Origin of the sequence: Pseudomonas sp. WSY_20 (genome assembly GCF_043104335.1) — a bacterium.
GTDB lineage: Bacteria > Pseudomonadota > Gammaproteobacteria > Pseudomonadales > Pseudomonadaceae > Aquipseudomonas > Aquipseudomonas parafulva_B.
Genome location: NZ_JBICKP010000080.1, coordinates 16,654 through 31,478, shown reverse-complemented (window position 1 = coordinate 31,478; position 14,825 = coordinate 16,654). Strand labels below are relative to the sequence as shown.

Genomic DNA, 14,825 nt, shown 5'->3' with positions numbered 1-14,825 from the left:
AGGCAAGCCGATTACATCTGATCTAGGAAAGCGCGAATCGGTGACCGTCTGGATCAATGAATACGTAGCTCGCGGCCTATATCATCGGCCCCGAGTACGATCCAACGTGATGGTTGATGTGCGAATTTCTGATCGCTACAGCACGCCGTTGATATCTAACTCGAACCCGAACCACGGGACAATGCTGAATCTGATTCTGGACAAATAACGAGCATGGACAAAGCGCAACTGTTGTTGAATCAGGCAGGCAGCCTGGTGAGGGAGACAGAAGCCAAGCTCGCAGCAAGCGGTGAGCTTTTCAATATCTTCTCCATCACCCGAATCGAGCGGGCCGAAGTCAATACCCACTCTGCGATGATTGCAGAACTCTTGAACCCCAAGGGCCGCCACGGTCAGGGTGAATGCTTTCTCGAACTGTTCCTGGCGACAATGGGCTTCGACTACGAAGGCAGCATCAGCGACGCCAAAGTCAATAAAGAGCAGTTTTTTGCGGGCTACGGCCGTGTCGACGTAGTGATCCACCTGCGGGACCACCTCATCCTGATAGAAAACAAGATCGACGCCCCTGACGGCAAACAGCAACTCAAGCGGTATAACGACATTGGCAAGGCCTCACGCAAGCCGTGGCAGTTGTGGTACCTGACAAAAAAAGGCACGCAAGCGCACGCAAACAGTCACTGCGGCGTGAGCTACCGCCAACTGTCCTACCAGGAGCACATCCTCGGCTGGCTTGAGCAGTGCATCAGCATCTCGAGCGCAACGCCGGCGCTTCAGCACGCGTTAATCCAGTACAAGCATCTGGTTCAGAAAATCACCGGGCAAACCATGACGCATGCAACACGACATGCACTGATCGAACTTCTCATTGCCGGCGACAATTTGCAGGCCGCCGAAGCCATTGCCCAGGCACTGCCCCATGCGAAGGGACGGTATTGTTTGGCTTCTTCAATGCAGTACGACATGGGTTGTCGGCACAATGCACACCGGTGTCAGCGCCGCCTGGCTTTTCCGGGCATGACTGCAGCGAGGAGAACTGCCGCAAATGGTTCTATCCCAAGGCTTCGAGATTGAAGCACGTGGGGCAGTTTTTCGACATTGGCGTCGATGGCATGCGGCTTAGAATTGAGGTTGCGTCTGAGGCGCTGCACTACGGGGTGGTGCGGATCACGGGCGGGAAGATGGCGAGCGAGGGTGAGTTATCTGAGCAGACGCTTTCATTGCCTTCATCGTTGATGTGGAGGAATTGGAATGCGTTTAAATGGTATTCCTGCCTGTATCAGGACAATGTTGCTAGCGGCATGGAGGGTTTGTCTGATGCTGGGCGGTTGGTCAGGGAGGTTCTGCGTGTGGTTGAGTTGATCAGATCGGGCGGGGTGGACCGGTCTGGATTGCAGCTTAAAGGTGCATTGAGCTGAATCGCTGTCGGAGTTTGGTAGACCCGTTAGATCGTTGGGGGCGGTCCGACGCCCTGGCAAGGCCGCTCCGGTGGTCGGGTGATGCCAGGGGGACGGGATAGGCTGCTAGGCCGTTCTGAGTGAACAGCGTGGTGCCCTAAGGCGGCTTTTGCGGGGGTTCCAGAGATTTTAGTGGCCTTCGCTGGAATCTGAAGTGGTGCCGGAGACAGGAATCGAACCTGCGACCTTCGCGTTACGAGTGCGCTGCTCTACCGACTGAGCTACACCGGCGTGTAGCGCAACGTACCACTGCTGCACCCGTTACGCAAACCTCTGTTTCCATTCGTTTATTGCGTCACCCTTACGGCGCGGCGCAGCCGTTGGGGGCGAGGTCGGTTTCGATGTCGGTGGTGCAGGCCCAACCGGTGGCTGAGCGGGTCAGGGTCAGGGCCTTGCCCAGCACGGTCGCAGGGGCGTCGACCAGGGTGCAGACGATGCGGCCACTGGCGTCGCTGGCCTTGCCGGTGGCGGTGATCGCGCAATGGGCGGTGCTGGGCTGGCCGCCGAGGCTGGCGACGTCGGTGACGTCGCGGCCTTCGTTCAAGCGCAGGTCCATCGCGGTTTTCAGGGCGCTGATCTCCAGCAGGCCGGCGGCGGCCTTGGAGCGGGCTTGGTGGTTGGTGTACATCGGTAAGGCGATGGTCGCCAGAATGCCGATGATCGCGACGACGATCATCAGTTCGATCAGGGTGATGCCGCGTTGCCCTTTCATGAACAATTTCCTTTTCGATACGCAGACTCAGTGAGGTCAGGCTTGCCTCGACCGGCAGCGGCGCAGTAGGCCTGAACAGACACCTTTTGTCACCCCTACCCGCTTGGGCTTTGCCCTCGCTGCACTACTCTAGTGACCATCGGAAAGGCGCGCCTTTCCAAGGACGGGGCAAGCTGTTTCCAGGCTTGTCACAGGGACGAAAAAGGACATGTGCATGACGTCATCTACGCATCTCTATACCTGGCAGGGCACGGACGCCAGCGGCGCCCCCGTCAGCGGCCAGACCACGGGGCGCAGCCCGGCCTATGTACAGGCTGCGCTGATTCGCCAAGGCATCACGGTGGCGCGGGTGCGGCCAGCGGGAGGGCTGGCACTGACCTGGCCGCGTTGGCAGGCCAGGCCGGACACGGCGGGTTTCAGTCGGCAGCTGGCGACCTTGCTGCGAGCGGGTGTGCCGTTGTTGCAGGCGTTCGAGGTGATGAGCCGTAGCGGCTGCCCTGAGGGGCAGGCGGCAGTGCTGCTGGCGCTGAAAAAAGACCTAGGCGCAGGGCTGGGGCTGGCGGATGCCTTGCAACGCCATCCTCGCTGGTTCGATGGGCTGTACTGCAACCTGGTACGGGTGGGTGAGCAGTCGGGGACGCTGGATCGGCAGCTCGAACAGTTGGCGTGCATGCTGGAGCAGCGGCGCACGCTTGAGAAGAAGGTACGAAAGGCGATGGCCTATCCCATCCTGCTGTTGCTCACGGGGTTGGGGGTTTCGACCATCTTGTTGCTGGAAGTGATTCCGCAGTTCGAATCGATGTTCATCGGCATGGGTACGGCATTGCCAGCCCTCACCCAGTGGGTGATAGACCTGTCGGCGGGGTTCGGGCAGGTGGCGCCCTGGGTGGCGCTGGTGGGGGTGCTGTTGGGCGTCGGTGGGCGCCAGCTGTATCGCCAGCATGCACCGGCACGCCTGTGGTGCGCGCAGCAACTGCTAAGCATGCCGGTGTTCGGAGCGTTGTTGGGGCAGGCTGCGCTGGCGCGGTTCGCCCGCAGCCTGGCGACCAGTTATGCGGCTGGGGTGCCGTTGCTGGACGCGCTGGGCACGGTGGCCAGGGGGTGTGGGAGTGAGCTTCACGAGCAGGCGGTGATGCGGTTGCGTCAAGCACTGGCGAACGGTCGGGCCCTCAATCAAGCGATGGCTGAGGAGCACGTGTTCCCCCCCCTGCTGGTGCAAATGACGGCAATCGGCGAGGCCAGCGGGACCTTGGACCAGATGCTGGACAAGGCTGCGATCCATTATGAGGACCAAGTCAGCCAGGCCCTGGACCAGCTGGCCAGTCTGCTGGAACCGGCCATCGTGCTGGTGCTGGGAGTGCTTGTCGGTGGGCTGGTGGTGGCGATGTACCTGCCGATTTTCCAACTGGGTAGCCTGATCTGATATGACGGTCTGGACACTGCAGGGCATGGAGCCTGCGCACTTCATCGCCTGGGCCGCGCTGCTCGGTTTGCTGGCAGGCAGCTTCATCAATGTTGTAGCGCATCGTTTGCCGATCATGCTCAAGCGGCAATGGCGACGCACTGCGCAAGAGATACTGGAGCTACCCCCAACCTCGTCTGCGCGGTTCGATTTATGGTTACCCGGCTCCCATTGCCCTTTGTGCAAGCACGTCATCCGTGCGTGGGAGAACATCCCCGTGCTCAGTTACCTGGCACTCAATGGCCGTTGCCGGGGGTGCAAGGGACGGATCAGCGTGCGTTATCCCTTGGTCGAGGTGGCCAGTACCCTGTTGTCGATGGCCATTGCCTGGCGCTTCGGCCCGTCGGAGCAAGCGCTTTTTGCGCTGCTGCTGACATGGTGCCTGCTGACGCTGAGCCTGATCGATGCGGATCAACAGCTGTTGCCCGACGTACTGGTGTTGCCGGCAGTGTGGCTGGGGCTGATCGTCAATGCTGGCAATGTGTTCGCGCCACTTGGCGATGCGCTGTGGGGCGCCGTGCTGGGTTATCTAAGCCTCTGGACCGTCTACTGGGCATTCAAGTTGCTGACCGGCAAGGAAGGCCTTGGGTACGGTGACTTCAAATTGATGGCGCTCATCGGTGCCTGGGGTGGCTGGCAGGTGCTGCCCCTGACCCTATTGCTGTCCTCGGTGGCGGGCACATTCATAGGGTTGTGCCTGATCGGGCTGCGCCGGCATGCCATGGGGGCGGCAATGCCCTTTGGGCCTTATCTGGCTATTGCGGGGTGGATTGCCGTGCTCTGGGGTGATGAAATACCCCCCTCCTACATGCAACTGCTTGGATTCCAATGACCACAGCGGCCACAACACCCTGGATTCTCGGCCTTACCGGCGGCATCGGCAGCGGCAAGAGCGCCGCAGCCGAGCGCTTCGTCGAGCTTGGCGTGCACCTGGTCGATGCCGATCAGGCTGCGCGGTGGGTGGTCGAGCCCGGCCGCCCAGCCCTGGCGAGCATCGTCGAGCACTTCGGCCCTGCCGTGCTGCAGGCGGATGGGCAGCTTGACCGTGCCGCGCTGCGCCAGTTGATCTTCACCGACCCGGCGCAGCGCAAATGGTTGGAGCAATTGTTGCACCCGCTGATCGGCCAGGAGATTTTCAGTTACCTGGCCAAAGGGCAATCGCCCTATGCGGTGTATGTCTCGCCCCTGCTGATCGAGTCGGGGCAGTATAAGAAAACCCAGCGCGTACTGGTCATCGACGCCCCGCAGACCCTGCAGGTAGCACGCACCCTCGCCCGCGACCACACCAGCGCCGAACAGGTGCAGGCCATTGTTCAGGCCCAGCTGCCGCGTGAAGAACGCCTGCGCCATGCCGATGACGTGGTGGTCAATGACGGCGACCTGGGTCACTTGCATGCGCAGATCGACCGACTGCACCACTTTTATCTGACTTTACGAGGAGGCCAGCCATGAGCCAGCCATTGACCGTCGATTGCCCGACCTGTGGCGCACCTGTGGAATGGAACGAGAAGAACACCTTTCGGCCGTTCTGCTCCGACCGCTGCAAACTGATCGACCTGGGCGCCTGGGCGTCCGAGGAGCACAAGATTCCCGGGGGCGAGGACTCGGAAGACGAATTGTATTCAGGGGATCTGGAGCCTCGTCACTGATCACTTTGGGAGATACACCAGCTAGATGCTGTGCAGCGAGGCATGGCTGTCAGCCACCGCCTTCCTTCCAGGGAGCCTGCAGGTATCGAGTACGGTTGAACGTCTCCAGCCATTCGGGGCAGAAGACCACCAGTGCGCTGATGACGGTTCCGTTGATAAACGCTTCGGGAAACATCATCAGCCACAGGTAGCCCACGAAATCACTCAGCCACTCCGGCATGGCGAACAACCCATCGAGCCAGAGCAATCCCAGCGCGGCACTAAGGCAGACGACCACCGTCAGTGCCGCCGGGAAAAACCCTGAGCAAAAGATGTAAACGAAAAGGTTTCGCGGCTGCGCGCGTTCCACCGCGATGGCACAGACTTCGGTGACCAGGACCGGCAGGCCGACCAACAGCAGGCCGTTGACCCCTAACGCAGTCAACTCCTGACGCCCGAGCAGCAGCAGCCCCACTTGCGCCATGAAGCCACCCAGAACTGCCAGCGGCCAGTCCAGCAGCAGGGTGACGGCGGTCATGCCGATGAAGTGGTAGGACACGCCCGTGTCGAAATCACGCCGAACCAACCACAGCGCGAACAACCCGACCACGGTGCCGAACAGCAAGTGCTGGCGCCGTCGGTCGGTGACCAGCTCGACCCAGCGGGCCTGACTGGCGGCCCAGGCGAGCAGCGGCACGTAGCCGAGCCAGCCAACGGTCAGCGTTGTTCCCGACAGCACCTGCGCGCTGATCATGTAGGAATAGCCTCAATCAATGTATGGACAAAGGCGAGTCTACACGTATTGCCCAAGTATCAGCGGGTCCCTACTCCACAAGCATGCAATTCATTGATTCAAGCCGCGATCAACACCTGATCGTCATCAAATTACAGCTAAGCTTGCTTCATGGATGATTCCGATTACCTGCGCCTGCTTACCATCCAGGCCGAACAAGCCAACGCGTTCCTGTCCAATGCCCGCAAATGGGAGCGTGAGCGTTGGGTCTGCCAGCGCCTGCTACAAGGCCTGAACATCGCGTATCGCAACGACGACTTCACGCCCGCCGGCCAGGAGCCGCCTGACGTATTGTTCCGCGATGCGGCCTTCGAGGTGTTCTTCGTGCTGGACGAGGGTCGCCGGCTTAACGATGAATGGCGAGAAGAGCTGCAACGCAGGCGCAGCGCCTTTTCACTGGCGCAACTGGTGCGACGCGAAGCGCGCCCTCGCCGCATCAGTGCCACCGAGTTGCTGGGCAGGCTGGCACCTACCCTGCGCAAGAAAGCGCACAACTACCGTGAGCGCGGGCTGGACCTGAACGAGTTGGACATCATTGCCTTCGCCAGCCTCAAGCGCGAGGTGCTGGACCTCAACACCCACTTCCCGCCGCCCACCGAGTATTTGCGCCAGGGCTGGCGCTCGCTGTCGTTGGTCGGGCCAACCTTTGCCCGGGTGTTGTTCGCTCACCCGGATGCCCCGGACTTTCTTCGCGGCAACCTGGGGCGCAGCATCGTCTTCGATGTGGGGATCAGTCTTTGATCCAGTGCAGCGATCGTTTGCGATGACGTACACTCGGCGGCGCGGATAGAAAGCATTATCATTTGTTACAGCCGCGTGAGCGACCACTGTAGCGTTTGCCCCTGCACGAACGTCTATCCGTAGAGGCCCAGCATGACCTACTGCCTGAACCCTGCGTGTCAGCCAGTGTCGATGATGACCTGCAAGCCCTGCATACACCGGGGTCGAGCATCTCGCCACCCCCGCTGTCTTGGGTCTGGCGCCCGTTGAGTGGACCGGAGCTATGAGCTGCCTTGCGCTCGCCCTCCCCTCATACCCCGTGCGGCCGGCCCGTTGGGCCAAGAATTCCGTAAACCTTATGAGATATTCCCATGACTCATCGCATCGTGATTGTCGGCGGCGGCGCCGGCGGCTTGGAATTGGCGACCCGCCTGGGCAAGACCCTGGGCAAGCGCAAGCAGGCTGACATCACCCTGGTGGACACCAACCTCACCCATATCTGGAAACCGCTGCTGCACGAGGTGGCCGCCGGCTCCTTGAACTCCTCCGAAGACGAACTGAACTACGTGGCGCAAGCCAAGTGGAACCACTTCAACTTCCAACTGGGGCGCATGAGCGGCCTGGAGCGTGAGAGCAAGCGGATCCAGTTGGCTGCCACGCTCGATGAAGACGGCCGCGAACTGCTGCCCGCGCGCACCCTTGCCTACGACACCCTGGTCATTGCCGTGGGCTCGAACACCAACGACTTCGGCACCTTGGGTGCGGCGCAGCATTGCCTGTTCCTGGACACGCGCAAGCAGGCTGAACGCTTCCACCAGCAACTACTCAACCATTACCTGCGCGCCCACGCAGGCGATGTGGCCAGTGAAAAGATCAGCGTAGCCATCGTCGGTGCCGGTGCCACGGGCGTGGAGCTGGCTGCCGAGCTGCATCACGCGGCCCATGAACTGGCGGCCTACGGCCTGGACCGCATCCAACCGAAAGACATGCACATCACCTTGATCGAGGCAGGCCCGCGCGTGCTGCCGGCACTGCCGGAGCGCATCAGCGTGCCCGTGCATCAGACCCTTGAGAAGCTGGGGGTGAAGGTAATGACCAACGCGGCCGTCAGCGAAGTGACCGCCGAAGGTCTCAAGACCAAAGACGGCGAAGTGATCCAGGCCAGCCTGAAGGTCTGGGCAGCGGGCATCCGGGCGCCGGGTTTCCTGAAGGAGATCGATGGCCTGGAGACCAACCGCATCAACCAACTGGTCGTACGGCCCACCCTGCAAACCACCCGTGATGACGCTATTTTCGCCTTCGGTGACTGCGCCGCCTGCCCGCAGCCAGACAGCGATCGCAACGTACCGCCCCGGGCGCAGGCGGCCCACCAGCAGGCGTCGATGCTGGCGCAGAGCATCAAGGCGCGCCTTGAGAACAAGCTGCTGCCGACCTACCAGTACAAGGATTATGGCTCGCTGGTGTCGCTCTCGCGCTTCTCGGCCGTGGGTAACCTGATGGGTAACTTGATGGGCAGTGTGAAGCTCGAAGGCTGGCTCGCAAGGATGTTCTACGTGTCGCTGTATCGTATGCACCAGATGGCGTTGTACGGTTTCTTCCGCACGGCCCTGATGATGCTGGGCAGCAAGATTGGTCGCGGCACAGAACCACGGCTGAAGTTGCACTGACCTGGCTGCTGGCTGGGTGCACTCGCAGGCGCCCGGCTAGCGTCGCGTCCGAACGATTTCCTCGGCTGCCAGACGGCCGAGGTGGGGCGCTAGCACGATTCCAGGATGTGCCACCAAGGCGTACACCCCCTCGACGCCAGGAAGGTAACCCATCACAGGCTTGCCTTCCGGGCTCATCGGTCGGTGCCCGATACTGACCGCGCGCAGCGAAAGCGCCGTGGCGCCGATGAACATCTGCCGGATGGCTTTTGTGGTGCGCTCGACCAAGGCTGGCAACCCTGCCTCACCCTCGGCAGGCGCTTCTTCGGCGCAGGCCACGCCCCCTTCCAATGCCGGACGTAACTCCAAGCCATTACCGTAGACCAGATGCCGCACTACACCGGCTGGCGCCGCGAAGCGCATCAGTACAGCAGGCCGGGTAAGCAAGGGCAAGGGCAGACCGACACCTGCTGCAAGGCCGATTGCGGCACCGGCATTGGCCAGCACCACGGTATCGGCGGCGTAGGTTTGCGTTGCGCACCTGGCGGCCGTCACGCGTCCGTTGTGCGTCTCTATGCCATCGACCCGCCGACCGTAGAGAACCTCTGCCCCGGCTTGCTCGGCGCCGCTCAACAGCATTTTCGCCAAGGCAACAGGTTCCACGGCAAAATCGTCCGGCGCCCAAGCGGCCAGTGCGGGTGGCGTGATCATGCACGGCTCAAGGGCGCTTATCTGCTGGGCGTCCAGTGGTTGAAGGTTTACGCCGGCAGAACGTTGCTGGTCGATGAGGGCGGCCGTTTGCGCATCGTTGTCCAACCACACCATGGCGCCACGGGCGGCAATCGGCAAAGGCCCGAGGTCAAGCGCCAGCCGGTTGAAGTCGGCGATGGCCTGCAATGTGGAGGAAAATGCCGCCGGGTTGTCCGATGCACTGGCGCTGGCAGTGCCTACCCAGCCATATGACCAACGGGTAACGCCACTGGCGGCTCGAGACCCTTGCTCCAGAACAGTGACCCGAGCACCGAGCCTTGCAAGGTGCCACGCAATGGAAGCACCCATGATGCCTCCACCCACGACCACGACACTTGATGTGTTGGCTCCCATGCCAATAGGTCCCCAGACTGCGAAAGACACAGGCCAGAATAGCGGATTTGCGGGAAAATACAGGGCTTAGAAAAACCGAGGCAAAAGAAAAAGGGCATCTCATTCGAGATGCCCTTCTTACATGGTGGGTCGTGTAGGATTCGAACCTACGACCAATTGGTTAAAAGCCAACTGCTCTACCAACTGAGCTAACGACCCGGAAAATGGTCGGGGTGAGGGGATTCGAACTCCTGACATCCTGCTCCCAAAGCAGGCGCGCTACCGGACTGCGCTACACCCCGAGATTGGCTCCGCGACCTGGACTCGAACCAGGGACCCAATGATTAACAGTCATTTGCTCTACCGACTGAGCTATCGCGGAACTGAACTTCGGTACAACCTTACATCTTCGAAGCTTGTGTTAACTTCGGTCTCTTTGGCTATCCGCTTTCGCGTTATCGCTGCTGAGGCCGGCTATTCTACATTCTTCGTTTTGCTTGTCAACCACTTTTTTTCATTCAACTTACTGATTTCTAAGTTGTTTTGCGGTCACCGGTGTTGCTGGTGATTCGCTTAGTGCCTGACAACGCGGCGTATATTAGGGCCACTCGATTGATCATGCAAGCATAAATTTCAAAAATTTCAGCAAGTTATCTTGGATTAGCGCAAAGGCCCGGATTTACGGGGGTTGGCTGGGCTCGTCGATGAGAGCATAAGGGTTGTCGGGGCCGCTTTGCGGCCCATCGCGGCACGCCGCTCCTACCCTGACCGCATGATGCCTGATGCATTAGGATTTGGAGCGACATTGCCGGGGCGCCGGACCAGCCGCGATGGGCCGCGAGACGGCCCTAACAACTTAACGTCACGCAAAGACGATCTCGTCGTCTTCCACCGTGGCAGTGATCGCCGTACCTGGCACGAACTTGCCCGACAGGATCAACTGCGCCAGCGGGTTTTCGATCCAGCGCTGAATCGCGCGCTTGAGCGGCCGCGCACCATACACCGGGTCGTAACCCACGGCGATCAGCTTGTCCAGGGCTTGCGGGCTCAAGCTCAGGGAGAGCTCACGCTCCATGAGGCGGCTGCGCAGCCGTCCCAGCTGGATCTCGGTAATGCCGGCGATCTGCTCGCGGCCCAGCGGTTCGAACACCACCACTTCGTCGATCCGGTTGATGAATTCGGGACGGAAGTGCGCGCCCACCGCATCCATCACGGCAGCACGCTGCGCCTCGCGATCGCCCACCAACTCCTGGATCTGTGCAGAGCCGAGGTTGGACGTCATCACGATGACCGTATTGCGGAAGTCCACGGTACGCCCGTGGCTATCGGTAAGGCGTCCGTCTTCCAGTACCTGCAACAATACGTTGAACACGTCGGGGTGAGCCTTCTCTACCTCGTCGAGCAGCACCACCGAGTACGGCTTGCGGCGCACGGCCTCGGTCAGGTAACCGCCCTCCTCGTACCCCACATAGCCTGGTGGTGCACCGATCAGCCGCGCCACGGAGTGTTTCTCCATGAACTCGGACATATCGATACGCACCATGGCCTCCTCGGTATCGAACAGGAATTCGGCCAGCGCCTTGCACAGTTCAGTCTTGCCCACGCCGGTCGGGCCGAGGAACATGAACGAGCCGCTGGGCCGGTTAGGATCGGACAAGCCTGCCCGGGACCGGCGCACCGCGTTGGCCACGGCGGTAACGGCCTCGCTCTGGCCAATCACACGCTGGTGCAGCAGCGCTTCCATTTTCAGCAGCTTCTCGCGCTCGCCTTCCAGCATCTTGGACACAGGGATGCCCGTCCACTTGGAAACCACTTCGGCGATTTCTTCCTCGGTCACCTTGTTGCGCAGCAATTGGTTATCGGTCTTGCCGTGCTGGTCGACCATCTGCAGGCTGCGCTCCAGGTCCGGGATTACCCCGTACTGCAGCTCAGCCATGCGGCTCAGGTCGCCTTTGCGGCGGGCGGCCTCAAGTTCCTGACGCGCTTGCTCGATCTTTTGCTGAATCTGGGCCGAACCCTGCACTTCAGCTTTTTCCGACGCCCAGATCTCCTCGAGGTCGGAATATTCACGCTCAAGGCGCTCGATTTCCTCGGTCAGCTTCTCCAAGCGCTTCTTGGCAGCCTCATCCTCTTCTTTCTTGAGCGCCTGGGACTCGACCTTGAGCTGGATCAGACGGCGGTCGAGACGGTCGAGGACCTCAGGCTTGGAGTCGATTTCCATCCGAATACGGCTGGCAGCCTCGTCGATCAGGTCGATGGCCTTGTCAGGCAACTGGCGATCGGTGATGTAGCGGTGGCTGAGCTTGGCCGCCGCGATGATGGCGCCGTCGGTGATAGCCACCTTGTGGTGCACTTCATAGCGTTCTTTCAGGCCACGCAGAATAGCGATGGTGTCCTCTTCGCTAGGCTCCTCCACCAGCACCTTCTGGAAGCGACGCTCCAGGGCCGCATCCTTCTCGATGAACTGGCGGTACTCGTTCAAGGTGGTGGCGCCTACGCAATGCAGTTCACCACGGGCCAGGGCCGGCTTGAGCATGTTGCCCGCATCCATGGCACCCTCGCCTTTACCGGCGCCGACCATGGTGTGCAGTTCGTCGATGAACAGGATCACCTGCCCTTCCTGCTTCGACAGTTCGTTGAGCAGGCCTTTGAGGCGCTCTTCGAATTCACCCCGGTACTTGGCGCCGGCAATCAGGGCCCCCATGTCCAGGGCGAGCAAACGCTTGCCTTTCAGGCCATCTGGCACTTCACCGTTGATGATGCGCTGGGCGAGGCCTTCGGCAATGGCGGTCTTGCCCACGCCGGGCTCACCGATCAGCACGGGGTTGTTCTTGGTACGGCGTTGCAACACCTGAACGGTGCGGCGGATTTCGTCGTCACGGCCGATCACAGGGTCAAGCTTGCCTTCTTCGGCACGCTTGGTCAGGTCGACGGTGTACTTGTCCAGTGCCTGACGCGATTCCTCGGCGTTGGCATCGTTCACGGCCGCACCACCGCGCAGGTTGTTGATGGCGTTCTCCAAGGCTTTCTTGCTCACGCCCTGGCTGAGCAGCAACTTGCCCAGCTTGCTGTTCTCGTCCATGGCCGCCAGCACGACCAGCTCGCTGGAAATGAACTGATCACCCTTTTGCTGGGCCAGGCGGTCTGCCTGGTTGAGCAGGCGTGCCAGATCCTGCGACATGTTCACATCGCCCGTGGGGTTCTGGATTTTCGGCAGTTGGTCAAGTTCCTTGACCATCGCCTGACGCAGGCTATTGATGTCGAAGCCGACCTGCATCAGCAGTGGCTTGATAGAGCCACCTTGCTGTTCGAGCAAGGCCTGGAGCAAGTGGACAGGCTCGATGGCGGGGTGATCCATGCCAACGGCCAAGGATTGCGCATCGGATATTGCAAGCTGGAGCTTGCTGGTCAAACGGTCTATTCGCATGATGTACCTTCCTGTAAAGGGCAGGTCGGAGCGATGGACAGCGCCTGTTTATGAAGAAACCTGCCTGAGATGTCTTATAGATAAGGCTGATTCTGGAAGATTCAAGCGTAGCGGGGTTGACGGAGGTCAAGCTGTTGGATTTGCACCGGTGTAAAGGCAGGTGCGGCCCATTGCTAGCGCGGCGCCAGCCACACCAAGGAAGCGAAACGCCCACCTTGCGGGGTACGCCGATAGGAGAAGAACCGCTCGTCGCTCACCGTGCATAAGCCGCCACCGTAAACAGCCGTGACCCCACGGGCTGCCAGGCGAATACGGGCCAGGGCGTAGATATCGGCCATCAGCTTGCCGGGTCGCTCACCGTCGACGAATGCCCGCGCGGCCTCCGGGTGCACCGCAGTGAAGGCATCACGCACTTCCAGGCCCACTTCGAATGCCTGGGGCCCAATCGCCGGGCCCAGCCATACCAGCACCTGAGCCGGTGGTACGTCCAAGCGATCCAGGGTGGCTTCCAACACGCCCCCGGCAAGCCCGCGCCAGCCCGCATGGGCTGCCGCCACCTGCGTACCGGCCTGGTCACAGAAAAGTACAGGCAGGCAATCGGCGGTCATCACCGTGCAGGCGATGCCTGGCCGGTCGGTCCAGCTGGCATCGGCTTCGACCACGCGGGAGGGGTCGGCATCGACGACGGCCAAGCCGTGCACCTGCTTGAGCCAGGCGGGCTGGATGTCGAACTCGCCGCTCAGGCGCAGACGGTTCTGGGCAACGGCCGCAGGGTCGTCCCCCACATGGTCACCCAGGTTGAAGGTATCGAAAGGCGGCAGGCTGACGCCGCCCTGGCGGGTGGTGACGCAGGCGCGAACCGAGGCTGGCGCAGGCCAGTCCGGTGTCAGCAGCGACTGCGTCAGGCCACTCATCCGATGAAACTCTCGCGATCCTGGTTGAGCAGCGACAGCAGCCAGACGAAATCATCGGGCAGTGGCGATTCCCATTCCATGCGCTCGCCCGTCGCCGGGTGCACCAGTGCCAGGAAGCGTGCGTGCAGGGCCTGACGCGGGAAGGTCTTGACCGCCTCGACCATGGTCGGGCTTGCCGCAGGCGGGATGCGGAAGCGCCCGCCGTAGGTCTGGTCACCGACCAGGGGGAAGCCGACGTGGGCCATGTGCACGCGAATCTGGTGGGTACGGCCGGTTTCGAGCTTGACCCGCACGTGAGTGTGCGACCGGAAACGCTTGAGCACACGGTAGTGGCTGACCGCTGGCTTGCCACCGTCTGTGACAGCCATGCGCTGGCGCATGCCGCCGTGGCGACCGATGGGGGCGTCGATCTTGCCACCGGCAGTGACCACGCCCACCACGATGCATTCGTAGATACGGCTGACCGAGCGCTTCTGCAACTGGTCCACCAGGTGGGTTTGCGCCTGCAAGGTCTTGGCCACGACCATCAGGCCGGTGGTGTCCTTGTCCAGGCGGTGGACGATGCCGGCACGTGGCACGTTGATGATGTCGGGCACGTGATGCAGCAAGGCGTTGAGCAAGGTACCGCTGGCATGGCCGGCAGCCGGGTGCACCACCAGGCCCGCAGGCTTGTTGATGACCAGGATCTGGTCGTCTTCATAGACGATGTCCAGCGCAATGTCCTCGGCCTCCCATTCGCCCTGGGCTTCCTGCTCGGCTTCCAGGGCCAGCACGGCACCGCCATGCACGGTGTCACGCGGGCGCAGTACAGCACCGTCGACCGTCAGACGGCCATCTTTGATCCAGGCCGTCAGCCGCGAGCGCGAATACTCGTCGAACAATTGGGCGGCGACCTGGTCGAGGCGTTGACCGCCCAGTTCGGACGGGACCTCTGCGCTAAGTTGAATGATCTCGGACATGCTCGATTCAGTGGGCGCACAGCCTTT

The 14,825-nt window shown here is 61.4% G+C and carries 14 protein-coding genes and 4 tRNA genes; 8 read left to right on the top strand and 10 right to left on the bottom strand.

Features of this window, described 5'->3' with window-relative positions:
- Positions 1-213 precede the first annotated feature (213 nt).
- Both ACF8E5_RS18965 and ACF8E5_RS18960 read left to right on the top strand, forming a co-directional pair.
- Positions 214-1,071 (top strand): PD-(D/E)XK nuclease family protein, encoded by an 858-nt coding sequence (locus ACF8E5_RS18965; protein ID WP_392475663.1) that lies wholly within the window; start codon positions 214-216, stop codon positions 1,069-1,071.
- Between the two features lie 5 nt (positions 1,072-1,076).
- Positions 1,077-1,415, top strand: coding sequence for a hypothetical protein (locus tag ACF8E5_RS18960; protein WP_392475662.1), 339 nt, complete (start codon positions 1,077-1,079; stop codon positions 1,413-1,415).
- Between the two features lie 194 nt (positions 1,416-1,609).
- Here the strand turns inward: ACF8E5_RS18960 and ACF8E5_RS18955 are convergent.
- Positions 1,610-1,685: transfer RNA gene (locus ACF8E5_RS18955), tRNA-Thr, on the bottom strand.
- Between the two features lie 70 nt (positions 1,686-1,755).
- Complete coding sequence (locus ACF8E5_RS18950; RefSeq protein ID WP_058638634.1) at positions 1,756-2,166, bottom strand: pilin; 411 nt, start codon at positions 2,164-2,166, stop codon at positions 1,756-1,758.
- A 214-nt stretch (positions 2,167-2,380) separates the two neighbouring features.
- Here ACF8E5_RS18950 and ACF8E5_RS18945 point away from each other — a divergent pair, with 214 nt between their 5' ends.
- Genes ACF8E5_RS18945 through yacG form a run of 4 tightly spaced genes read left to right on the top strand, consistent with a single transcriptional unit; the run spans position 2,381 to position 5,277 of the window.
- Positions 2,381-3,589, top strand: a complete 1,209-nt coding sequence (locus tag ACF8E5_RS18945; RefSeq protein ID WP_196125955.1) for a type II secretion system F family protein — start codon at positions 2,381-2,383, stop codon at positions 3,587-3,589.
- A gap of 1 nt (position 3,590) precedes the next feature.
- The gene (locus tag ACF8E5_RS18940; RefSeq protein WP_145256845.1) at positions 3,591-4,460 is read left to right on the top strand and encodes an A24 family peptidase; all 870 of its coding nucleotides are present in this window, start codon (positions 3,591-3,593) and stop codon (positions 4,458-4,460) included.
- The gene (coaE, locus tag ACF8E5_RS18935; RefSeq protein ID WP_058638637.1) at positions 4,457-5,080 is read left to right on the top strand and encodes a dephospho-CoA kinase; all 624 of its coding nucleotides are present in this window, start codon (positions 4,457-4,459) and stop codon (positions 5,078-5,080) included. The genes ACF8E5_RS18940 and coaE overlap by 4 nt, the downstream gene beginning before the upstream one ends.
- The gene (yacG, locus tag ACF8E5_RS18930; RefSeq protein ID WP_392475661.1) at positions 5,077-5,277 is read left to right on the top strand and encodes a DNA gyrase inhibitor YacG; all 201 of its coding nucleotides are present in this window, start codon (positions 5,077-5,079) and stop codon (positions 5,275-5,277) included. Before coaE ends, yacG begins: the two co-directional genes overlap by 4 nt.
- Positions 5,278-5,326: 49 nt before the next feature.
- Here the strand turns inward: yacG and ACF8E5_RS18925 are convergent, their stop codons facing one another.
- The gene (locus tag ACF8E5_RS18925) at positions 5,327-6,010 is read right to left on the bottom strand and encodes an energy-coupling factor ABC transporter permease (RefSeq protein ID WP_392475660.1); all 684 of its coding nucleotides are present in this window, start codon (positions 6,008-6,010) and stop codon (positions 5,327-5,329) included.
- 150 nt (positions 6,011-6,160) lie between these two features.
- On the opposite strand from ACF8E5_RS18925, the gene ACF8E5_RS18920 reads away from it, so the two are divergent.
- Both ACF8E5_RS18920 and ACF8E5_RS18915 read left to right on the top strand, forming a co-directional pair.
- On the top strand, positions 6,161-6,790 hold the full coding sequence (locus tag ACF8E5_RS18920) for a DUF1780 domain-containing protein (protein ID WP_023533234.1): 630 nt from the start codon (positions 6,161-6,163) through the stop codon (positions 6,788-6,790).
- 350 nt (positions 6,791-7,140) lie between these two features.
- Positions 7,141-8,436, top strand: a complete 1,296-nt coding sequence (locus ACF8E5_RS18915) for an NAD(P)/FAD-dependent oxidoreductase (protein WP_392475659.1) — start codon at positions 7,141-7,143, stop codon at positions 8,434-8,436.
- Between the two features lie 36 nt (positions 8,437-8,472).
- On the opposite strand, the gene ACF8E5_RS18910 is transcribed toward ACF8E5_RS18915, so the two are convergent.
- The 7 genes from ACF8E5_RS18910 to rluD all read right to left on the bottom strand — a co-directional run bounded on the left by ACF8E5_RS18910 (position 8,473) and on the right by rluD (position 14,798).
- A complete protein-coding gene (locus ACF8E5_RS18910; protein ID WP_268977718.1) occupies positions 8,473-9,519 on the bottom strand; it encodes an FAD-binding oxidoreductase in 1,047 nt (348 codons plus the stop codon).
- A 122-nt stretch (positions 9,520-9,641) separates the two neighbouring features.
- A tRNA-Lys gene (locus tag ACF8E5_RS18905) sits at positions 9,642-9,717 on the bottom strand.
- Between the two features lie 6 nt (positions 9,718-9,723).
- Positions 9,724-9,800 (bottom strand) — tRNA-Pro (locus tag ACF8E5_RS18900).
- Positions 9,801-9,804: 4 nt separating this feature from the next.
- A tRNA-Asn gene (locus tag ACF8E5_RS18895) sits at positions 9,805-9,880 on the bottom strand.
- Positions 9,881-10,360: 480 nt separating this feature from the next.
- Positions 10,361-12,925: an ATP-dependent chaperone ClpB gene (gene clpB / locus ACF8E5_RS18890; protein ID WP_392475658.1), complete on the bottom strand. Its 2,565-nt coding sequence runs from the start codon at positions 12,923-12,925 to the stop codon at positions 10,361-10,363.
- Positions 12,926-13,098: 173 nt separating this feature from the next.
- Positions 13,099-13,839, bottom strand: coding sequence for a peptidoglycan editing factor PgeF (gene pgeF / locus ACF8E5_RS18885; RefSeq protein WP_058638641.1), 741 nt, complete (start codon positions 13,837-13,839; stop codon positions 13,099-13,101).
- Positions 13,836-14,798 (bottom strand): 23S rRNA pseudouridine(1911/1915/1917) synthase RluD, encoded by a 963-nt coding sequence (gene rluD, locus ACF8E5_RS18880; protein ID WP_023533229.1) that lies wholly within the window; start codon positions 14,796-14,798, stop codon positions 13,836-13,838. Before rluD ends, pgeF begins: the two co-directional genes overlap by 4 nt.
- Positions 14,799-14,825: the final 27 nt, after the last annotated feature.